The organism is Anaerococcus octavius (genome assembly GCF_900445265.1).
GTDB lineage: Bacteria > Bacillota > Clostridia > Tissierellales > Peptoniphilaceae > Anaerococcus > Anaerococcus octavius.
Genome location: NZ_UFTA01000002.1, coordinates 1,066,887 through 1,090,827 on the forward strand (window position 1 = coordinate 1,066,887; position 23,941 = coordinate 1,090,827).

Annotated in this window: 12 protein-coding genes and 1 pseudogene; all 13 read right to left on the minus strand. The window is 28.6% G+C overall.

Annotated features, from left to right (window positions below):
* Positions 1-9: 9 nt before the first annotated feature.
* The 13 genes and pseudogenes from DY249_RS05330 to DY249_RS09155 all read right to left on the minus strand — a co-directional run bounded on the left by DY249_RS05330 (position 10) and on the right by DY249_RS09155 (position 23,930).
* Positions 10-8,241: an SNF2-related protein gene (locus tag DY249_RS05330; protein ID WP_425450982.1), complete on the minus strand. Its 8,232-nt coding sequence runs from the start codon at positions 8,239-8,241 to the stop codon at positions 10-12.
* Positions 8,242-9,173: 932 nt separating this feature from the next.
* Positions 9,174-9,632: a TnpV protein gene (locus tag DY249_RS09500; RefSeq protein ID WP_425450980.1), complete on the minus strand. Its 459-nt coding sequence runs from the start codon at positions 9,630-9,632 to the stop codon at positions 9,174-9,176.
* Positions 9,633-10,537: 905 nt separating this feature from the next.
* Positions 10,538-11,551 (minus strand): nucleotidyl transferase AbiEii/AbiGii toxin family protein, encoded by a 1,014-nt coding sequence (locus DY249_RS05335; RefSeq protein WP_115595435.1) that lies wholly within the window; start codon positions 11,549-11,551, stop codon positions 10,538-10,540.
* Positions 11,523-12,149: a DUF6088 family protein gene (locus DY249_RS05340; protein ID WP_115595436.1), complete on the minus strand. Its 627-nt coding sequence runs from the start codon at positions 12,147-12,149 to the stop codon at positions 11,523-11,525. Before DY249_RS05340 ends, DY249_RS05335 begins: the two co-directional genes overlap by 29 nt.
* Before the next feature lie 521 nt (positions 12,150-12,670).
* Positions 12,671-14,377, minus strand: coding sequence for a DNA topoisomerase 3 (locus DY249_RS05345; protein ID WP_115595437.1), 1,707 nt, complete (start codon positions 14,375-14,377; stop codon positions 12,671-12,673).
* Between the two features lie 337 nt (positions 14,378-14,714).
* Positions 14,715-15,611, minus strand: coding sequence for a CD1107 family mobile element protein (locus DY249_RS05350; protein WP_115595438.1), 897 nt, complete (start codon positions 15,609-15,611; stop codon positions 14,715-14,717).
* 14 nt (positions 15,612-15,625) lie between these two features.
* A pseudogene (locus DY249_RS09505) lies at positions 15,626-16,039 on the minus strand (copper amine oxidase N-terminal domain-containing protein); the annotation flags it as partial.
* Positions 16,040-17,187: 1,148 nt separating this feature from the next.
* Positions 17,188-17,433, minus strand: coding sequence for a hypothetical protein (locus DY249_RS05360; protein ID WP_115595440.1), 246 nt, complete (start codon positions 17,431-17,433; stop codon positions 17,188-17,190).
* 15 nt (positions 17,434-17,448) lie between these two features.
* Positions 17,449-19,989, minus strand: coding sequence for a C40 family peptidase (locus tag DY249_RS05365; RefSeq protein WP_115595441.1), 2,541 nt, complete (start codon positions 19,987-19,989; stop codon positions 17,449-17,451).
* Positions 19,990-19,998: 9 nt separating this feature from the next.
* Positions 19,999-20,958, minus strand: coding sequence for a DNA-methyltransferase (locus DY249_RS05370; RefSeq protein WP_115595442.1), 960 nt, complete (start codon positions 20,956-20,958; stop codon positions 19,999-20,001).
* Positions 20,948-23,425, minus strand: coding sequence for a VirB4-like conjugal transfer ATPase, CD1110 family (locus DY249_RS05375; protein ID WP_115595443.1), 2,478 nt, complete (start codon positions 23,423-23,425; stop codon positions 20,948-20,950). Before DY249_RS05375 ends, DY249_RS05370 begins: the two co-directional genes overlap by 11 nt.
* Positions 23,422-23,769 carry a PrgI family protein gene (locus DY249_RS05380; RefSeq protein WP_010248104.1) on the minus strand — a complete coding sequence of 116 codons (348 nt, stop codon included), beginning with the start codon at positions 23,767-23,769 and terminating at the stop codon, positions 23,422-23,424. The genes DY249_RS05375 and DY249_RS05380 overlap by 4 nt, the downstream gene beginning before the upstream one ends.
* The gene (locus DY249_RS09155) at positions 23,769-23,930 is read right to left on the minus strand and encodes a hypothetical protein (RefSeq protein ID WP_022620852.1); all 162 of its coding nucleotides are present in this window, start codon (positions 23,928-23,930) and stop codon (positions 23,769-23,771) included. Before DY249_RS09155 ends, DY249_RS05380 begins: the two co-directional genes overlap by 1 nt.
* Positions 23,931-23,941 lie beyond the last annotated feature (11 nt).

The window sequence follows — 23,941 nt, forward strand, 5'->3', positions numbered from 1 at the left end:
CTTAAATATTTATCTACCATAAGGCTCACAGTTGTTTATTTCTTTTATGTTATTGTCTTCTTCTAAGTTATTCTTATATTCCTGTAACTTATCTATAATAGATTCCTTTTCTTCTTTAGCATGAAAATTATCTTCAACATCATAAGTAGATTCAAAATAATCAGAATCTTTAAAGTCATTATCATATCTATCAGGAATCCCATCATTATCCAAGTCTAAATTTAATGGATCATAAAAATTACCTTCATCATCTATTTCAAGTCCAAGAATTTCCTTTAACTTTTTTTCATCAACTGCTACAAGCTCACTAAAATCCCAAAAGCCAATATCCGTCTTTATTTGTATTAACTCTTCCAAATCACTTGCGTCCAAAGGATCATAGGTGTACTGAAAGCTGTCAATTAAAGTATTGTCTACATAGGTATTCATTTTATAATTTTCCAAATCTAAACTAATTTGTATCTCATGTTTTTCATCTGGTGTAGTTGTATAAGCTATTCTTATGTCATTTAAATCAGGAAATAGGTTATCAAAATCTTCTACTTTGTTATCCTCTTCATATTCTCTATTCAAGAAATTAATTAATTCTTCCTTTACTTCTTCAAGCAATGGATTATCTTGTTGTATATCTTCACTATCCCCCATATCCAAAAGATTATTTACTTCTGAAAGCCTTATAGACTTATCTTTCAAAAGCTCAGCTTGTGGAAATGTCTTTTGTACTTCTAGTTTTGCTATTTGGAATTGTTCTTCTGTATCTTTTAGTTTAGATATATTATCTTCTAGTCTTTCTGGTAATTTATCTAGTATATTATCCATTCTTGTAATATTGCCTAATCCATCTGTTCCAAACTCTCCCGTATAATCTTCTTTTCCTTTCAAAATAAAGTTATACTTATTAAAAAAAGAATCATACTTTATAGACAGATCAAAGTTTCTATACTTCCCTACTTTTATTCCTCCTCTATCCATTTCTCCATTAATTTTCAATCCCTTAATTTTATTCAACAAAAACTCCCCTGCAATTTTCTTATCCGTATACTTCTTCTCATCAATGGTTAGGGAGGTAAATTTATTTTCCTCTTTTGTATTTTTACTTACTTCTTTATAAGGCTCAGTATTCTTAATATCTTCTCTTATGTTCTCTATTTTTTCCTTTAATCTATCTATTTCTTTTGGATAAAACTTTACTACTTTATCTTCCATCTTATAAAGATTAGATTTAAAGTTTGATTCTAACATTTTAAGTTTAGAAACCTCTACATCAAGGTCCATCTTTTCTTTGATTAGAGGATTACTCGTTGCAAGTGCCTTAATCTCTGCATAATTTAAAGTCGCCTCATCTACATCTTCTGCTACTCTTACTGGCGTTTTTGAAGTCATAATTTGAGAAATATATTTTTGTTTGTTTTCTAAAGTTTGAAAAAGATAAGCATCGAAAGTGTTTTCTGTTATATATCTAAAAATATAAACTTTTTTATTTTCATTTCCTTGTCTTACGATTCTACCTGCCCTTTGAGAAAGGTCGGCAGGTCTCCATGGTATATCAAGATCATGGATAGCGATTAATTTATCTTGAGCATTAGTACCTGCTCCCATCTTTTGAGTAGAGCCAAGTAATATTCGTATTTCTCCTTTTCTCACTTTGTCAAATATTGCATCTTTTTCCCTATTATTTTTTGCATTATGGATAAATTCTATCTCTTTTTCAGGCACTCCTAAATTCATAAGTTTTTGTTTAATGTCGTCATAGATGTTAAACTCATTACTTGGTGTAGACATATCACAAAAGATTAGTTGTGCCGATTTTTTATCCTCGTATTTTTCCCAAATACTAAATACATTTTTTATGCAAGTATTTACCTTACTGTTTGGATCATCTGGAAGTAAAGTATTTATTAATCTCTGATCTAAAGCCATTTTCTTTCCATCATTTGTAATTAGTAACATATTATCTACACTAGAATCAACTTGTTTATTACGAACTTTATCTGCTCTTTCTGAAAAAGCTTCAAGTATTTTCTTCTGTTCTTCTGTAGGCTTTGTCTTTATAGTTTCATAGCAGGCTTCAGGAGTCGGTAAGTTTAATACATCTGCTGTCTTAATATCCATAAATCCTTTTATTGTATTCATAAGTTCCGGTAGATTATAGAACTTAGCAAATCTCGTTTTACTTCGATAGCCATTTCCTTCTGGATTAAGTTCAATAGCTGTTATAGTTTCTCCAAAAGTAGAAGCCCAAGAATCAAAATGTTGTAACTTCATCTTTTTTAATTCATCATATTGTAAATATCTCTGCATAGTATAAAGTTCAGCCATGCTATTACTTACAGGTGTTCCAGTAGCAAATACTAGACCTTTGTTATTAGTTATTTCATCCATATAGCGACATTTCATAAGCATATCGCTTGACTTTTGTGAATCTGTAGAAGTAATACCTGCTACATTTCTCATTTTAGAATAAAGATATAGGTTCTTATAAGCGTGGGCTTCATCTACAAATAACTTATCAATTCCCAATTCTTCGAAAGTTACTACATCATCTTTTTTATAGTCGGCACTTAGTTTTTCTAACTTTGTCTCTAACTTTTTCTTTGTCTTTTCTAACTGTTTTACAGTAAATCTTTGATCTCTTTCCCTTTTATACTCATCTATATAATCAATAATTTCATCAATTTGACTTTGTAATTCATATTCTTGTCTTTCTTTTGATATAGAAATTTTTTCAAACTGAGAATGCCCTATAATAACTGCATCATAATCTCCTGTAGCAATACGACTGCAAAATCTTTTTCTCCTATCTGGTGTAAAATCTTTTTCTGTTGCACATAATACATTAGCTCCTGGATAAAGTTCATTAAATTCTCTTCCAAACTGCTCTACTATATGGTTAGGTACAACAAACATCGACTTATTGCTCATGCCAAGTCTTTTTGACTCCATGGCTATACCTATCATTTCAAAGGTCTTCCCTGCTCCTACTTCATGGGCAAGTAAAGTATTTCCACCAAATAAACCTCTTGCTATGGCATCTTTTTGATGAACTCTAAGTTCAATTTCAGGATTCATTCCTTCAAAAGTAAGATTAGAGCCATCATACTCCCTTAATCTTATGGAATTAAATCCTTCGTTATAGTCTTTTACCAGCCTATTTCTTCTTTCTACATCATCAAATATCCAGTTTTTAAATTCTTCTTTTATTATTTCTTGCTTACTTCTTGCAAGCATTGTTTCTTTTTGATTTAAAACAGATTTTTTCTTTCCGTCACCATCTTCTATTTGATCAAATACTTTTGTATCTCTTAGGTTTAAAATATCTTCTATCAGTTTATAGGCGTTTACTCTATTTGTGCCATAGGTATAGATGGCAAGATCATTATTTCTATCACTGCTTTTACCTTCAACTCTAAATTCTCCCGTAAAGTCAGAATATTTAATATCAATATCCCATCTTGCAGATCCTGATGTTTTTAATAAGTCAAACATAAATTTTTTGTAATCTTCTTCTGGTATCCATGTTGCACCCATTCGAACTGTAATTTCACTTGCATCAAGTTCTTTAGGTATAACTTCCATTAGCTTTGTTTTTTGAAAGTGTAACTCTTTTAATTCCTTTTCTAATAACTCTCTATCTGCTAAATTTTCTTTTTGTCCTAGCTCTTTTTCAATATTTTTAATATAGGAATCTATCACTTCTACTTTTTCTCTTATATTTCCTGATAAATATTCATCAGCACTTACATAAGATCTTGAAAAATCTCCTACATCTTTAGCAGACTTAAATGGATTTATATCATTAGGTTCAAATGAATCTAGGTTTAAAAATATTTCTCCCTTTAACTCTTCTATTAATTTATCTCTCGATTTGCCTGTTAATTCTTCCATATAATCAAAGTTAACTTTTCCTTTTTGACTAATAGATAGTACAAGAGCATCTATCGACTTATTCGTATGATCTATAACTACAGCTTTTTTTATGGTTCTTTTCGTGAATATATCAGATTTCCCTATAAAGTTTCCTTCTTTATCTAATTTTTCCAAGGTTGAAATCAAGGAAAAGTTGGAATCTTCTCTAAATAACTTTTTACTAGCTTTTGAATTTAACCTCCCATATTTTTTTGAAAATTCATCATATAGGCTATTTAGTTTTTCTTGTTCTTCTTTTATCTCTTCATCTAAATAATCTTCCTTTTGAAAAGTGATTACATTTCTCAGACTTGCATTTAATTTTAAATACTCTTCCACCTTGCCCTTATCCTTTTCATTTAAGGATACTTTTTGCATAATAGAATTTTCTCTAAAATATATTTCATCATCTACTAGAGCAAATGAATAATTTTTAACACTATCATCGGCAGGTATTAGTTTTTCTCCCAAGTTTTCATCTATTTGAACCTTTTCATATTTTCCTTTAATATTCTTTATGGCTAATTTTAGTCCTTCTTCTAAGGAAATATCTTCTCTTTCTATACAGGAAAGACTTGTTCCAAATCTTGATGATATTTCTTCCATAGTCCCTATTACCATGTCTGGATTATCAACAAAGTATTTATTGTAACTTAATCCTTTTTCATCTTTATCTAACTTAACCCAATCTTCATCTATCTTTAGAAGTCTATCTCTCTTTTTTAAGAAAATTATATCCGAAGTTACTTCTGTACCGGCTTGTCTTTTAAAAGTAGTATTTGGTAATCTTATAGCTCCTAAAAATTCTGCTCTTTCAGATATATATCTTCTAACGTCTTCACTCTTTTTATCCATTGTTCCCGATGATGTAATAAATGCGATAATCCCTCCATCACGAACTTTATCTAATGATTTAGCAAAAAAATAATCGTGAATAAGAAAGTTATTTCTTTCATACTCACGATCTGCTACTTTAAATTCTCCAAAAGGAATATTTCCTATGGCAACATCAAATAAATTATTGGAAAAATTTGTATCTTCAAAGCCTTTAACTTGTATATTAGCATTAGGATATAAGTGTTTAGCAATTTTACCACTAATACTATCTAACTCTACTCCATAAAAGTCTGACTCATTCATTTCTTCAGGTAGGCTTCCTATAAATCTTCCTGTCCCAGCACTTGGTTCTAAGATGTTCCCTTTTTTAAATCCAAAATTAGAAAGAGTTTCATAGATAGAGTCTATAACTAATTTAGGAGTATAAAAAGCTGTTAGGGTAGATTCTCTTGCTCTATTATATTCTTCACCAGTTAAATTTTCTTTTAAGAAATTTCTCGCATCAAGCCACTGACCTTCCTTTTCTTCATCAAATACATCAGCAAGTCCTCCCCAGCCTACATACCTTGCTAAAATTTCCTGTTCTTCCTTTTTTGCAAATCTATTTTCTTTCTCCAAAGTCTTTAAGACACTTATAGCTTCTATATTATTCTTTAGCCTTTGAGAAGGCGGTAAGTTTTCTTCTTCATTTAAGATTTTATAGTTTTCTAGGGAAACTTCCTCTATCTCTTTTTCTTGAATAGATCGTTGTTCTTCCAACTTATATTTGCTTTTAAGTTTCTTATCGGCTTTTTCTTCTTTAAGATCTCTCGCAAAGTCTCCAAAGCTAATTTGTTTTACTGACTCTATATTTTCTACTTCTTTATTTCCTATAACTTCTAAATCAAGGTCATTATAGTCATTAAAAAGAATTATTTCACTCCCTGTAATAAACCCATTCATTAGTCCTGTATTATCTTCTAGTTCTATAGTTTTAGGATTTGTCTTATCATTAATATTAGATATGGTATATTCTCTACCTTGGTATCTAACATTAATGCCTTCTGTAAAAGACTTTTCTTCTTGTTTTTCTTTTTCTATTTGCTGATTTAAATATCCCTCTAGAAGTACCTCCCTGTGTCTATCATCCAATAAATAAGGGACACTATTTAATAAGTCCTTATAGCTTTTATATTTTATAGCTGAATTAGTATTCAAAATATATCCATTGTATAGCAGATTTTGTTTAAGGGATTTTTTCTTTGTATCTAAAACTAACTCAACCTCAAAGCCTTCTTTTCCCTTTATGGTGTCTTTAATACTATCTGGAATTTTTAATAATCCATCTTCTACTTTCTTTGATAAAAGTAAATATTCTTCATTTTGAGGATCAAAGTAGTACTCATTTTTTTCTTTAGTATCCTTTTCTATTAGCTTGGATATGACTTCCTTTTTATTTCTTATTTCTTCAATTTGTGTTTTTTCTTCTTGAGATAGATCCACATTAAAAGTAATTTCATTTTCTCTATTTATATAGGCAAGATTCTGATAGGCCCCATTAATTTCAAGATTTTTATTTAGTACATATATATCATCATAGTAATCTAGAAATTGCTGACCAAAACTTTTTATATCTATATCATAACCTTCTTTAAATTTTGTTACTTCATCATCGGATATTTCAAATAAGCCTTCCCTTTCCAATGTAAAGACATCATTTAAATTTCTAAGATTTACATCTTTCATTTTGATAGCCATTTCATCAAATAAGCTATCTACTTTTCTGCTTTCTTCAAAGGATTTACCCTTATATAAGGTATATACCTTCCCTTGAGGATTGTCCTCTCTTGGATAAACTCTACTTCCTGTTTCTTCTAATTCTATATCCTTTGTTTTCTCTCTATCTACTAGAGCATAATAGTAACCTACTTTTACTGCTATTTTATCTTCTAAAACCTCTTTTGCTAATTCTTCTTCTGGACTATCTCTTAGTATTTCTACTACTTTTAAATTACTTTCTTTAAAAGAATGTGAAAATAGTTTTAAGTCCTTATCAAAATAGGCATCATAGGAATAATAAGTGATTGGATTGTCATTCTCATCATATCCATTAGAAAGATTTTTTATTTTTAAATACTTATCATCTTCTGTTTTAACTATGTCCCCTATTTTTATAGAGTCCATATTCTTATCAGCTTCTACATAATTCTTAAATAAATTATCTAAATATTCTCTATATCTATTTTGGATTCTAATACTTAATTTTCTAACACTTCCTATAGACTTCATATCATCTGGAAGATTGTCCTGTTTATGGGAAACTTCTCTCATTATTTTTGCATATTCTCTTTGAAATACAGAATTAAAACTTGCTAGGGTATCATTCCCTAAATTTTCTCTTGCTTTTATAATTTCTTTTTCTAAATTTTTATCCTTAACTAATACATTAAAAAGTCTATCTTCAATTTGATTTATAGAAAGTACTTTTTCACCTATCTTACTTTCTTCACTAACCTGATTAAGTTCTTTCTGATTTCTTCCTATTTGTTCATAAAGAAAATCGAAGCCCCTTTGATTAGCTTCATTTCCATCACCTATGTCTATCCTATAATAATCAACCTTTTTCCCATCTACTATATGGTCGAAATAGAATTTGGAATATCCTACCCATTCATCAGTCAGCTGTGGATATTTATCTTCTTCAAATGCCTTATTTTGAAGTCTTATCTTTTCATCTATTTCCTTTATTTCATCTAATAGTTCCTTAGTTAGTCTTTGACCTTCATAATTTTTTTCTATCAGACTTGAACTTTCATTAAATTCAACTATCCAATAATCTTCTTCATTATCTATAAGATTATCTTGATTAAAGTCTATTTTATCTTTACTAATGTAAAATTCCCTAAACTCTTCAAAACCATTTACTATATCATCGTCTATAATTTCCCTATCGGAATTTACTATGATATTTGGAATGTCATCATATTGACTTTGACTTTCTAAAAGATAATATTCTTTTCCTTCTATCTCTTCCTTATCTTTAATATAAAATGTGTCCTCTATTCCCTCAAGAACAATTCCATCTTCTAAATGGTCTAAGGATGAATCTAATTGCTTTTCATAGGCTAATGAGTATAAGTCCTCTTTTAAAGAGTTTGGCATAAAGTCATCATAAATTACAAGTCTTCCATTTTCTCCAATACTTGCTACAGATTGCCCTTGATAGTAGTAGGTAGAAATACTATTTATCTTTTCTGTATAAACCTCACTATCTGTAGGAGATAGATCATCTTGATAATCTATAGACTCTTGACTTTCTTCTTTTATATCTTTTACATAATTTATATCATGATCAACTTTTTTCTCCCTATCCTCTTCAATACTTTCTTCTATATACTTATTTTCTTTAATAAGGTCATTAATTCTTTTTGCAACATCAGACCAAGATAACTTAACTTCTTCAGCATTTCCCTTACTATATTTTATTCCCTTTGCATCGTGCCATTCACCACTTCCCATTGCCCCTGATAGGGCATGAGAAGAACCACCTATTCCATATTCATTTTTTAGAAAATTTGCCTTTTCTTTTAAAGTATATTCTTCTCTGAAAAAGTCATATATTCGTTTTTTCCCCTCGGAAAATCCACTACCTCTTCGTAAATTCTCATCTATATCATCTTTTGTAATAAAACTATAGATAGGTCCAATACCGGTCAAACTTGACTGGTATACTTTTCTTTCTATTTCTAAGTCCCTAAGGTCCTGATAAATTCTATCTACTTTATGGTGATTAAATCGTAAAATATTAGGATTACTCTTGTATTCTTCCAAAAATACTTCATATTCTTTTCTTAATTCACTTCTAAAATTCTTATCTTTTAGCTTTCTACATAAATTTTCCGTTTTTTCTTGGAAGTTTTTTTCTTTTATTTCACTTAGACTTTTAAGATAACTATCTTTTATTTCATCGGAAAAATCTTCTTTTAAATACCAAAGTTTTTCTGCTATTTTTTCTATTTCATAAGACGAACTGTCTACTAATTCTACATTAGTAGCAAATTCTCCTCTATCTAATAAATCATTAATATTACTAGCTAAATCCTCCCAAGAAACTATTTGACCTCCCCTATATCTTGCTCCATCTCCCTCTTTAAAAATTGCTCCTTTTTCTCCAAACCAAGCTGAAATTCTTCTTCCATCTATTTCAAAACCATTAGCTCCTATATATGTTTCTTTTAAGAAGTTTGCTTGTTCTTTCAAGGACTTTCCCTTAGAAAACTCTGCTATTACTGGCAATCTACCATCTTGATTATTTCCACCATAGATTAAAAATGTATCTATTTCTCTTTGGCTTATTGGACTTGTAATAAAGGTCTGCTCTTTCTGATTATTGGCAGAAAAAAAGGAAGTAGACTCTACTTCCCCTGTATTTTTAATTTCATGTTCATTTTTTAAACTAGGATAATCTCCTTTTCTCCCATCTCTTGTAGGAGCATATCCATATTCTTCTTGAGTCCTATATATTTCAGATAGTCCTTTTCCTTCAATTCTTCTGTCAGTCCCCAAGCTTCCATCATCTTGACTTCTTCTCGACTGATAAATTCCTCTATTTCTTCTTCCTTGGATAGTAAATGACTCATTAATGTCCCCTGTAGATACATTATCTGATAGTCCTCTTTCTTGCTTTCCTTGAGAAAGTTCAACCTCATCCTTCCCCAATAATTGAGCTTTCCTATATCCACTTCTTTCGGCATCTCCATATTTGGCACTAATACTTCCACTTCTTGATTCATCAGTTCCATCTTGTAAGTCCCTCCATGTATCTCGAAGGGATTCTCCTTGATTACTGGTGTGTAAATTCCTTCCTCTACTAGATATTCCTTGTCTGCTAATACTATTTTCTCTTTCATCTTCTAAGCCTCCTTCTTCTAATTTATTGTGATCTTCTTCTATTATATTAGCCGTTGATTTATTATAACGCTCCCTTACATCTTTTGTCTGCTCCCAATTTCTTCTTTCTTGAACTTTCTCTGAAATTTCTAATTTATTTATTTCTCTTCCTAAATCAATTAAAATATTTTTACTTATATTAGATGTAAAATTTAAAGCTTTATCTATGTCCACACTTGATATTTTAGATAATATAGACAAATCTTCTTCCTTTAGTTCATAGGAAACTCCCATTCTCTCACTTACGGAAACTTTTACAGATTCTTTCAGTAAATTAAAAAGATCTATCTTTTGAATAGCCTTCAGGCTTTCATCGGATAGACCTTCTAATGTTTCATCAAATTTTCTTCGAACATAACTTCCTGCTAAGGCATCTATTTTATCTTCTTGACTCAATAAAAGCTGGCTGTCTTTTTCTTTAAACTTATCTATTAGTTCATCTAATAAGTTTAAATGTTTTTTGCCATCATATTCCCATAATTTTACCTCAGAAATGTTGTGATCAACGCTTACCGTTTGCCTTATATCAAAGATATATTTTATCTTTCCATTTTCTATATCTAAAAGCGGTATTCCTTTTTCTCCTCTTTTGACACTCCTGCCTATGCTTTTCCAGTAATCAAATTCCGCACAAGCTGTAGCCTTGGTATCCATATTGTAAATAGATATTTGGTGTATATATGGATACTTATAGTTGTTACCTACTACCTTTAAATACTCTTCATATTTCTTTATATCTTTCTTAAATTCTTCTTTTGCAAGATATATTGATCTACTTAAATCTACTGTATCATATCTTGGCATTCTATCCCTCCTTGTTTTAGTAATAAAAAAAGAAGATATATTTTCTATACCTCCTTAACCATTAAGCTTTATTGTTCCTTATTTTTTCATTTAAACTCTCTTCATATTTTTTTAGTTCGCTAATTATCTTTTCAAATGGTATTTTTTCTCCAAATATCATATTTTTCATACTATCATAATCTTTGGAAAAAATCTCCACTCCTTCTTTTGATGGAATTAACTTTATTCTTCCTTCCATTATCTCATCATATTTCGCCCAATTACTGGCATAAAATTTTTTCTTAAATTGAATAACAGAATTTAATAATTCTAATTGAGAAAAACTTTCTTCTTTTATATCAGTAAGTAGCATTTTATATACATCATAAAAATGTCTTGAATACCTTGTAGGATAATTTCCATTTACTCTGTTAGCCTCTCTGTGTAGTATAGTTATTTTTTCATAAAAAGTCCTTAAACTATTTACAGATACAACTTCTATATTTTCATTAAATATCTCTGGATAAGTTTCCTCTATATAGGTTTTTATCTTTTTCCTACTTGATGGAATCGGTTCTGCTAAACTTCCTATTTCTAATCTTATGACTTGAAGTATGGAGGTATCTTCATAATTTTTAGGATAATCAAAGGCAATAGTTTGTCCATCTATTTCATCAATATAAAAATTATATTTTCTGTTCTTTAATAATTTTTTGAAATCTTTTTGCAGAGTTGGCAAAAATTCTTCTTGTATAAACTTTTTTGTATCTTCATTTAGTTTATCGTTAAATTTTAATTGCTTTGTTTTACTCCTCTCTTCATAAGGCTCTAACTTTTCATAGCCCAAGAGTTGCCAATTAAGAGCAAGATCTATATCCTCTGAAAATCTTTCTATTAATTTATATACTTTAGATAAACTTGTACCCCCTTTAAAGACAATATAGTCCCTATATTTAAAATCACTAAATAGATATTTCAAAATAATACAGACCCATAAGTCCTTCTCCACAATCGCCTTTGACAAGTTCAATTTATCTGATGTATTTTGTATAACTAATTCAAGTTCTTCATTTGATATTTCTAATAGCTTTTTCATTATTAATCTCCTGTATTTTCTCTAATATTTCCTGTACCCAAAATGGTAGCTTTAAGGTATCATGCTTTAAGTCTTCTTTAATATTTTGGGCAAATACGGCTAACTTCTTGAGTTCTTCTTCCCCTATTCCATCTTTTCCCAAAGCTCTAATTGCTTGAACTAAAATTGATAGTTCTTTTGAATAAGACGTAATGTTTCTATTACTTGTGTGTTTAAATAGTATTTTCTTATTTCTGTAATCATATTGCCTATATGGTCCATCAGAAATATATATATATTCGTTTGGAACTTGTGTAGATAATCCAGTATAATTTAAAGCTGTATCTCCTGTTGGAGATATAGTCCAAGAAAATTTATCGGCTATCTTTTCTGCCAAGGCGTTTGCATCTGGATAAGAATATTCTTTAAGGATTTCGCTATACTTAGGCTTTGTATATAATCCATCTATAAGTCTTGTGATTTTATCTTCTTCATTTAATCGGTATAAAACGGATTTGATTGTATTCTTTGTCCCCAGTCCATAGAAGTCATTAATAGAAAAAATTTCTCCTGTATTTTTTGTCATTATATCTTCTATTTTCTTGTTTATTGATTCCATTTCTAATACCTCCTGCACCTAAAATTATATACTTTTGGGTGCAAAAAATCAATTGGCGACATTTAATTTTTGCACTTTTCTTTAAATTCTTCTCTTGCAAGATATATTGATTTACTTAAATCTACTGTATCATATCTTGGCATTCTATCCCTCCTTATTTTAACAATAAAAAAAGAAGATATATTTTCTATATCTCTTTAGCCATTAAGCTTTATTGTTTTTTGTATCATCTATAAAACTTCCTGCACCTAAAATTATATATTTTGGGGTGCAGGAAATGCATTTTATTAGTAACTACTTTTCCCATGGTAAATTACTTCATAAATCAGAAAATGCTCATCAAAGACATTCTTCTATCTTTTCTATTTTTCCTTTGCCTATTATTGATATTCTTAGTTTCCCTTTAAAATGTGCTTATCTTTTCTTGTAAGTTAGCTATGTTTTAAGATTACTTTCCTTTATATCCTTGCTTTTGAAAAAACTTATATCTACTATTATCTTTCTCTGTTTTTATAATCAATTTATTTGCAATATCTATCAATGGTGTTTTTGATTTCTTCTTCAATTTCTTTTAAAAATATCTCCTTATCTTCTTTCCCATTTGCAATCTCACTTAATCCCATTTCCCATTCTGCTGTTGTTTTTGGTGATTTAAATTCATCTATTACTATTGATACTAAGTTTAAGCCCTTTCTTGTTGAAATAAGATTTCTCTTATCTCTTTTTATATAACCTTTATAAATTAGATTTTCTATTATTCCTGCACGAGTGGCTGGAGTCCCTATTCCTCTTCTTTCTACTTCAATACCTTTTTCTAAAACATCATTTCCTGCTATTTCCATAGCTTTAAGTAAACTATCTTCAGTAAAATGTTTTGGGGGTGTAGTATACTTTTCTTTAATATTTTTTTCCTTTATTTCAAGTTCATCTCCAATATTCACATTAGGAAATATCGTATCTTCACTCTTTTTCGATGTATATTCTTTTAAATACTTTGTAAATCCTTCATCTTTAATTACTTTGCCAGTGTTTGTAAATTCAAAGCTATCAAATATAGCTACAATTTTTGTTGTATTTTCAACTAGTGGATATCCAACACTTGCGTTTAGTTTATTTAATATTAGTCTATACACTTTAGATTCACTTTCTGGAAGATAAGATATATCTTTACTCAATGAACTTACTGTAGGTATAATTGCATGATGATCGCTAACTTTTTTTGAATTAAATACAATTTTAATACGCTCTGTATCAAAATCATTTTTCCCCAAAATATTATTTATTGTGCTTACAATCATATCTTCTGTTAAATACCTACTGTCTGTTCTTGGATAGGTTATATATTTCTTCTCATAAAGGCTTTGAGCATAATCTAAAGTCTGTTTTGCACTATATCCAAAATATTTGTTACACTCTCTTTGTAGTGTTGTTAAATCAAAAGGTAAATCTGGTTTCGTTATTTTTTCTTTTTTTACTAAATTTGTAATTTTTATTGTATTGCCTATTAAATTTATCAGCTGTTCAGCTATCACCCTATTATCTATTCTATTAGTGGATAGCATAAACTTATCAAGTTCTATTTCTACTGTATAATATTTTTCTTTTTTAAAATTTTCTATTTCAAAATCTCTATCTACTATCATTGCCAATGTTGGTGTTTGAACTCTCCCTATACTATAATTCTCGTCATATAAGCAAGAGTAAAGTCTACTCATATTCATTCCAACAAGCCAGTCGGCTATAGCTCTTACCTTTGCTGAGTCAAAAAGATTATCATAGTATTTTCCATCTTTTAAATTGTTGAATCCTTCTTTTATCGCAGAATCTTCCATAGATGAAATCCAAAGACGCTCTATTTTCTTTTTACAATTTGCTTTCATATACACAAGTCTAAATATAGCTTCTCCTTCTCTTCCTGCATCACAAGCATTAATTACCGCATCAACTTCTTTACTGTTCATCAGCTTTTTAAGAATATTAAATTGTTTCTTTGTGGTATTTACAATTTCGTACTTGTATTCTTTTGGAATAATAGGTAAATCTTCAATTCTCCACTTTTTATATTTTTCATCATAATTATCAGGATTTGCCATCTGAACTAGATGACCTACACACCAAGATACTCTATAATCATTTCCCTCATAATATCCATCTTTTTTATTCTTTGCTCCTATAAGCTTTGCTATTGACATTGCAACGCTTGGTTTTTCTGCTATAACTAATTTCATTTTTCCTCCTTAATTTTTTATAAAAAAAAGAGCGAAAGATTTCTCCTTCGCTCGCAATTTATCATAATCTTTACTACATCACTTATTTATTTTTTATTAACAAACTATTATCTTCTCTTAGTTTCACAAATTATTTTAGATTTTAATATAAATTTTAAAAACCGTATACTTTTCTATCGTAGATTCTTCTTGTTATACGATAGTTGAGTTTCATATCTGAATGTTTCTATATTTTTATAATTTTTATTCCATTATTTAACACTTCTTCAAATGTTATATTCTTCGCATATATGTTTTTCTCGAATAAACTTCCCATCTTTTCAAAAAATTCTCATTATTAAAAATCATCTTCTTCTGGAATAATTTCTGTATCTTCTATACTTTCTTTTTCATCATTTTCTTTATCATATTCATAATCATCTTCTAATTCGTCATAATCTTCATCATCTTCAATAGTATCCTCTTCTCTTTTTTTGTAAACTTTAAAATAATATCCTGCACCTATTCCCACTAGCATTATAAGAACTATAAAAATATACAATCCTACGCCTGACTTCTTTTCTTTCTCTTTTTCTTTTTGTGGTTCTTCCTTTTTTATAGGCTTTTCTTTTCTAACTACTTTTTCTTCTTTTGATTTAGTATCACTTTCTCCTTCGATCATATTTAAAAGGTCTTGCTCACCAACTTCTGTTAATAGTTGAACATTTTCTTGGTTTTGTGAATGATCTATAATAAGATGCATTGTCTTGCCTGATTTAGTCTGAAAAGTCAAAAATTGTCTAACGTCTACAGGATTTTCTTCGCCTTCTTTTCTTACTTCATTATCTCCAACTTTAGGAGTTAGATCTTCTCCACTTTCATCTACATTTTCCAATACTGTCCCTCTTGCTTTATTCTCCTTTGTTGCTAAAGAATTAATCGCTTTTGTATTCCCTCCTTTTACAGGTTTTGCTGGTTGGCATGAATTAATAGATCTTTCTTTTTGTTCACTTTTTACATTTTTACTATCTGGTATTTTAGGTACTTCTTGATAGGGTATTTTTTGTTTTTCATCAGAAGGATTATACACATCTTCATCAAATAAATTTTCTAATTCTTTATTATTTTCTGGAGTATATATATTATTTAGTTGACTCGTTATTTCACTTTCATTACTTTTTGCCATGGATATACTTGGTATTATTGTAAACATAAAGAGTAACACTAAGGCTACTTTTATTCCGCTTTTCTTCATCTTTAGCTCCTTTTTTATTTTATATTTTTAAATACATATACTGCTTTTTTGTTATTATCCCATTCAATGCTTTGATCTTTTCCGTCTTTTATATCTCCACAAGTTGCATTAAAAGCTTTTGCAATATTTGAAATAGAAGCATGAACTCTTCCATTTATAATTACTGGCTTAGTATCAGAATGATAAATATTTCCGTCACTATCTTTCATGACTCCTGTGTCTATATTTAATCTCAATGTTTTCTTTGGAAGAACGATATTTTCTTTATTGGAAAATATAGCTTCTCTTTTGTTGTCATCATATTCAACGTTAAATCCTAAAGTATAGGCTGTATATCTTATAGGTAACATAATATGATCATCTTGAATGTATGCCTTAACATCCATATACACAGTAGTTTTCTTTCCATCTTTTATGACATTATAGTAATCTTTTCCTACTTGAAACACGCTAAATTCATCACTCTTACTACATGGCTTTATATTATCCTCTCTTTTACTAATAACTTCTTTAGTATCTACTACTTCTTTGTTAGTAATCTTTTCTTCTACATCTTTATCATGTTTTGTTTCTATTTCTGCTTGTTTCTTCTTAAGATTATCTAGAATTTTTTCAAGCTTTTCCTTATCATTTATAGCTTTTTCTTTTTCCCCTGTTTTATTTTTCTTTAGGTATTTCTCTAGTTCACTGATTCTTTTATTACATTCTTCTATTTTTTTGTCTAAGTCATTTTGGAGATTTTCAAACTCTTTTGTTTGTTGTTCTATTTTATCTTCCAAGCTTTTTATCTGTTCTTGTAATTCTTTTTTATCTTTTTCTGCTTTAGATCTTAATTCAGTTAATTCTTCTTCAAGAGATTTTACTTTCTCACAAGAATTTTCTTTATCTTCTTTTGCCTTATCTACTTGGTCTTTTAATTTTTCTAATCTTTCTTCTTTTGCCTTTAAAGTATCTTCTATTTTCTTTATTTTCTCCTCTTTTAATTCTATATTTTGATCCTTTTCTTTAATCTCTTTTTCTAATTGACCAATCTTTTCTCTTGTTTCTTTAAAACTTTCTTCATTAACTTCTGCCTTTTCACCTTTTGCTTCTAATTCCCATTTTGCAGAAGATAATTCTTCTTTTAATTTTTCACTTTCTTCTTGAAGTTTCTTTACTTCATCTCTTAGCTGTTCTAGCTCAGCTATTTGTTTTTTGTCTTTACTTTCTAGGACACATATTTTTTCTTCTAGACCTTTAATTACTCTTTCTTTTTCTAATAATTGATTTTCTAGGCATTTCTTATCTTCTAAAAAATTATCTTCCTTATTTTTATATGAATCTAATTTCTCTTGAAACTTTTTTATTTGATCTTTATTTATCTCTTTATCTTTATTTAAGTTTTCAATCTTCTCTTGTAAGTCTGTAATTTCTTTTTCTAGATTTTCTACATTGCTACATATCATTTCAGCTTCAATTTTATTTGTGTTTTGTAAACTTTTTTCTGAACTAGCATATATATGACTCATAGGCGATATATTTATAATACTTGCTAGTATCATTCCAATCGCTAAAACCCTATTTCCTATTCTTTTCATTACTTTTCTTCTCCTTCATTAATTTGACTTATACTTTTTTCTCTTCTTTCTTCTTCCTTATTTTTTCTTACTATATATAAAAATTCATCAAGGGATATTTTTTTGCTACGAAACTCTTTGATAACTTCCATATTCTCTAATTCTTCTTGTTCTTCTTCTAAGATTTGAAGTTCCAACTCAATATCTTCTTTTTTCTTTACTAACTTTTTTTGTTTTTCTATATTTTTGATTAGTTTTTTATTCATTTTTTATCACCTTTTCTATCTTGGTCTGCCAAAGGCATAAAAGTGTTCTTTCCAATATCTTGTATTAATATTTGCATATTGAATAGGATCTCCTGCATGAATCATCATTCCATTGCCTGCATATATTCCTACGTGAGATATTGGTGTTCCAGAATTATATGTTCCCTTGAAAAAAATTATATCTCCAGGCTTTGCTTGACTAGGCGATACAGGATTACAATAATCAGTATATATTCTCCAAGCTGTTGTTCTTGGCATATTCTTTACTCCTGATTTTGTAAATGACCAACATACAAATCCTGAACAGTCAAAATTTCTTGGTCCACTAGCTCCAAAAACATATCTTTTTCCTATATGTTTTTCAGCTTCTCCAAATAATCTCCTTACTGCTACATCATCAAACTCTATACCGGGATTTCCAAAATTTGGATTATCTACTATATCCCCTAAATCTCCATAACCAGAGCCAAAATAATCTCCCATATTTCCTTGATTTTCTAATAATGATAAGTAGTGAGCCATATTAGTTTCATAATTTGCAAACTCTTCTTTTGCAATTTTATCAATACTTTTCTTGGTAATGGTAAGAGTCAATATTTTATAGGTGTATGGATTTCCATCTTTATCATATTTAGTAATAGTTTTTGATGTATACTCTTTTTTGTACATCTGATTAAAGAGTTTTTTTAGCTCCTTTTTTATTTCATCAGTCGACTTAATTTCTCCATATCTTGCTGTTAAATAACTAAATAGCTCGTGAACATCATGACCTACTGGATCTCCTTTTATATGATATTCATCGTAGTTTGGATAATTTTCTTCAATGCTATCTATCTCATCTTGCAAAGCATATTCATAACTTGAAAATTCATTATTTACATCACTTAGCACTTCTTTTTTTGATAAGTAACTTGTAGCCATAACATTACTTGTAATACCTGAAGTAATACTTCCAATATTACATATTTCTTTAAACAGCATGAAAAAAAGTCCTAAAATGCAAAGGACAATAAAAATATTTTTATATCCCTTATTTTTTAGAACTTCTGTTGTCTTTTTACTCATATTTGTAATAGACTTTTTTATTCTATTTTTTAAGCTTACTTCTTGTTTTTTTCTGAAATCTTTCTGAAATTTTTTCTTCATAAAAAATCGATTCAATTTATTGGTATTTTGATAAGCTCTAGATTTTTTTAATTCCTCAAAATCTTTTTCAAATAATAATCTACTTTCTTTTTTATGAATTTTATTATCTAATTTTTCTAATTTTCTTTTAGTTCTTAAAGCTTTTTCTCTACGATTACGTCTAATATTTTTTCCAATAAGCTCTGTACTTCTGCTTACTTTATATGATGCATCTATTCCTGCATTATCTTCTTTTCCGCTATAAAGATAGTTTGATGCCATTGCACTTGCAAGAATTAAAGGATTTTCTAATCCTCCTTTTTTTGCTTTTTTATTATCTTTAACTAGGTCTTTTTCTTTTTTTGCTTTTTTCGAGTGTAATTTTGAGATCTTTTCTTCATCTTTTTGAAGCTTATCTTTTACCTTCAATTTATCTTCTTTAAACTTATTTTGTCCTTCTTTTACATTCGAACTTTCCTTTTTTGTTCTTGTATATTTTTCATTTAGATTAAAATTAGCTCTTTTACCTTCTTTTTTGTTATTATCTATAATTTTCTTTTTATTATTTAGATCTACAAAGCATTTTTCCTTTAAGTTCTTACCAGTCTTTAGTTTCTGATAATCCTTATTCTCCATTTTACTTTCTGTTAAGTATAAATTTTTTGCCCTAAACTTCTTACCTTTATAATCCCTTACATTAGATCTTTCTATTTTTGTTGAAATGGACTTATCTTGAAATGAATTTTCTTGTTTGTCACTTTGATACTGCTCTTTATTCTTTCTAAAGTCATTTAGAAATCTTTTATTTCTATACTTTGAAAAATACTTTTCATCATCACTAGTATCTCTATAAGAAATATTACTATCTCTAAAGTCCATATCATAACGGTCTATTACTCCATCATTATCTAAATCTTTAGACAATGGGTCATAAGCTTCTAACTTATCTTTATTTTTTATTCCATTCTTAGATATATGATTAGAACTCTTCTTGAAATTACTTATCCTATTTTCATATACTCTATCATTTTCTTTCTTGATTCTTTCTTCTCTAATTTTATCTTCTACTTCATTATCTTGTTTCAAGTTATCAAATATTTTATATTTTTCTCTATATACTTTCTCCTGTCTTTTTCTTTGTATTTTTCCCTTATCTGATTTTTCATTAACATTAGGTATATATTTATTATCTAGTTCTTGAAAATGGCTAGAAGTTTTCTTTATATTATCATAATTCTCAACTTCAGAAACTTGTCTGTAGCTATCTTTTTCATTCATAAAAGTGCTATTTTCTCTTTCAGAATTTTTGTTTAATAAAATGGATGAATCTTTTTTATTTTTTATAGTGTTGTTACTTATATTTTTCTTTTCTAATATAAGCTTACTTTTTGGTACATCTCTAGGATTTATTTTGCCCTTTTCTTTTTTCATAAACGCCTCCTATTTCATATTCTCTTCAATCCTTTCTTTAGCCATCTTGCAATAGTCCTCATTTAATTCTATTCCTATATATTCTCTATTCATTTTAGTAGCAACCATTCCAACTGTGCCTGATCCCATAAATGGATCTAATATTAACCCATTATTAGGACAAGCTGCTTTTATACAAATTTCTACTAATTTTGGTGGAAATACTGCATAGTGTTTCCCTTTAAAGGCATTAGTATTTATTGTCCAAATATCTCTACTATTTCTAAACTGAGGAACATTATCTCCTATATATTCTCCATATTCTCTTGCTTCATTTATGCTCTGTCTTTTAGCACCTGTATTTTCTTTTAGGTACTTATTGTCTTTTCCCCTTGCCCTTATATATCTTTTTTTACTTATCTCTTTCATGGGTTCTTTCATTGCTTCATAGTTATAAAAATATTTTTTTGATTTAGAGAGTAAAAAAATATGCTCGTATGATCTCGATGGTCTATCTTTACATGATTCTGGCATAGCATTTTCTTTGTGCCATATAATATCACTTCTTAAGTACCAACCATCTTCTCTTAGTTTTAATGCAAGTTGCCAAGGAACTCCAATCAAATCTTTTGTCTTATATCCTTTTAATTTTTTCGTGACAGAAACTTTTTGACCTGTTCTTCCATTCTTATTTTTTGGGTCTTTGTATTCTTTCTTGCTTCCAGTACCAACGTAAGAATCTCCTATTACAATCCATAAAGTTCCATCTTTTTTTAATACTCTTTTTACTTGGTCAAATACTTCTACTAACTTATTTAAATACTCTTCAGGACTTTCTTCTCTTCCGATTTGACCTTTAACTTTATAATCTCTTAATCCATAATAAGGAGGAGAAGTAATACAGCAATCAAATATCTCATTAGGTAGTTTTTTTAAGGCTACTAATGCATCTAAATTAATAATATAGTTACTTTTTATCTTATTCTTCATAACTTTCTTTTAACTCCTCTGGCTTTGTTGTCATTAGTCTATATAGCTTAGTATCTTTAGGGAATCTATCCATGAATGGAACAATGGTATTCCCATAAAACAAAAGCCCTTCTCCTTCATTAGAGTTGGTTACATATGATAATTGGTAAAGTGATATATTTAGTTTATCTGCTAATATTTCCCTATCCCCAGAGGCTTGATTTAGCATCAATATAAAGTCTGTATTATCAAATATATTTTCTATTTCAGGACTAGCTAAAAGATCCTTGACATTCTGAGTTAACCCTGTTGGTATTCCTCCCCATTTACGAAATCTTTTCCAAATTTCTATTGAATAACTTGCTGTTTGTTCTTCTCTTAACAATAAATGGAATTCATCGCAATAATACCTAGTTTCTTTCTTATTCCTATTAATTGTAACTCTATTCCAAACTTGATCTTGAACAATAAGCATTCCAATTTTTCTTAATTGCTTTCCCAATTCTTTGATGTCATAACAAAGTATTCTATTTTTAGTATCTACATTAGTTCTATGATTAAAAACATTTAAGCTTCCTTTAACATATATTTCCATTTCTACCGCAAGTTTTTTCCCTACTTTTTCCTCTTGTTCCAAAAGTAAGTTATATAAATCTTCTAAAATTGGCATATTAGAAGGTATAGAATTATCAAAGTAGTTTTTATATAAGATTGGAAGACATCTATCTATAACAGAAGTTTCTTCTGCACTCAGTCCTTCTTTTCCCACTACTAATTCAAATAATGATAGTATAAAGTCAGACTTTAATGACAATGGATTATCTTCATCTGCATAATCTAAGTTTATATCTAATGGATTAATATAGTCTCTACTAGTAGGTGATATTCTTATAACTTCTCCTCCTAATGCTCTAGTTAAATTCCCATATTCGGATTCAGGATCACATATTATAATGTCATCTTGTGTAATTAAAAAGGCATTGGTAATTTCTCTTTTAGCCGAGAAAGATTTTCCCGACCCTGGTGTTCCAAGTATTAAACCATTAGGATTTTTTAACAGCTTTCTATCTGTCATTATGATATTTCGACTTAATGCATTTAAACCATAATATAAGCTTTCTCCTTCTAAACACAACTCTTCTGTAGTAAATGGAATAAAGATCGCTGTAGAACTTGTAGTGAGTCCCCTTTTCACCTCAATGTCATTCTTTCCAATAGGCAATGAGGACATAAGAGCTTGTTCTTGCCTATAATTAAGATTCTTTAATACACAATTATGTCTACCTGCTATAGAGTTTAATTGAAAAATTACGTTGCTCAATTTCTTTCTGCTTTTTTCTATATTTGTAAATAAAATGGTAATTACAAACATTCTCTCGTTATGATTTTGAAGCTCTAATAAAAGTCTTTTAGCATCATTTCCATAAGTGATCAAGTCTGAAGGTAATATATCCATGTCATATCCCGATCTTATAGCTTTTTTATTTTCTTCAATTTTCATCTTATCTAGATCTGTAATTTTTCTTTTTATCATTTTAATTGCGTTTGTTTGATCGATAGAGTTTATATGAAAGGTTACAATCATATTTTCTTCAACTTCTAAAAATTCAGATAATAGTCTATCAGATAATTCTGGTGCAAGAATCTGTAAAAAATTTACTTCTCCAAAGTATTCTCCTACTCTAAACTGATTTATAGATGAAAAATTAAAAGAAGTCGGAGAAATATAATCTTTTGTAGATAGACCACTATGCTTTAAATCATCATATGAAAAAGTAAATTTTTTATCTTTATTTAAAATATCATGAATTACCTTTAATCTTTCGTATCCATCTAGCACATAAGCCTTAACTCCCATTTTCTTAAAATTATTTAGTATGTCCATTTCCATTCTTTCAAGTCTAATTGTAGCTTCTTTTATATCCTGTGCTTCTAAGCTAAAAGTGATATACATATATTTACTTAATCCATTGTTCCCTTTTTCACTTTGATTTTTTAACATCTCTCTATATTCTTTCCTTATCTCATTAAAAGAATCATCTCTATAGGGGATATTAATATTTTTTTCTATTTCTTCATTTTTCCCTATTCTGTTAATATATGAGAGTTCAATATCTACACTTGGATCAAAGTAATTTAAAAAGTTAGAAAATTCATTAAAAATACTTTCTTTATCTTCTTCTGTCGAAAGCTGATAATTAATATCTAAAAATCTTATCATTTTATTAAATTTATTCTTTTCTATTTGACAAACTCCATTTTTAAGCATTCTTAAATAGGGAATTGTATCTTGAACACTTTTTTTCTTTTGTTTTCTTCCATTAAAAAAAGAAAGCTCTTTCTTTTGCTTTCTTTGTCCTTTGTACTTCTTTGAATTTTCTATTTTCTTTTGACTTTTACCTATGCTTTTTAAGTCTTCTTTCTGCTTTTTTAAATTCTCTTTTTCTGCATTTAATTTTTTTTGCTGTCTTTTTTGTATTTGATTCATTTTCTCCCTTCTTTCATTTTACTTATTTTTCTTTCTATATCATAAATACAATCTGTTTTATATAGTCGAATACTTGGTTGAGTCTTTTTTTCTATCATGTACTTAAGATACTTCTCAAAATACAGACCATCTTTTTCATAAAGTGTTGTGAAAATAATAGGAAATGCTACTCCTATCATAATAAGCATAGATATATCATTTGGTAGATTTTTTCTTGATAATATATAAATAGGAAAGCCTATTACTCCTGCTATTGTAAATCCAATTAATTGTCTTTTTGTTAAATTTAATGCTACTTTGGTTTTTACTTTAGTTAAATCTTTTGGAACATTTACATATGCCATTATTCTATTTCCTCTATTCTATAAATTATCATCTCATCTTCCCTTTCTTTTTTTCTTATTTTATTTGTTATATATGATCCAATTATAATTATTGGTAATCCTATTATTCCAAACCTTTTAATTTTAAGTTCATTCTTTCTTTTATTTATTCCTTTAAACATTTCTCCTCCCT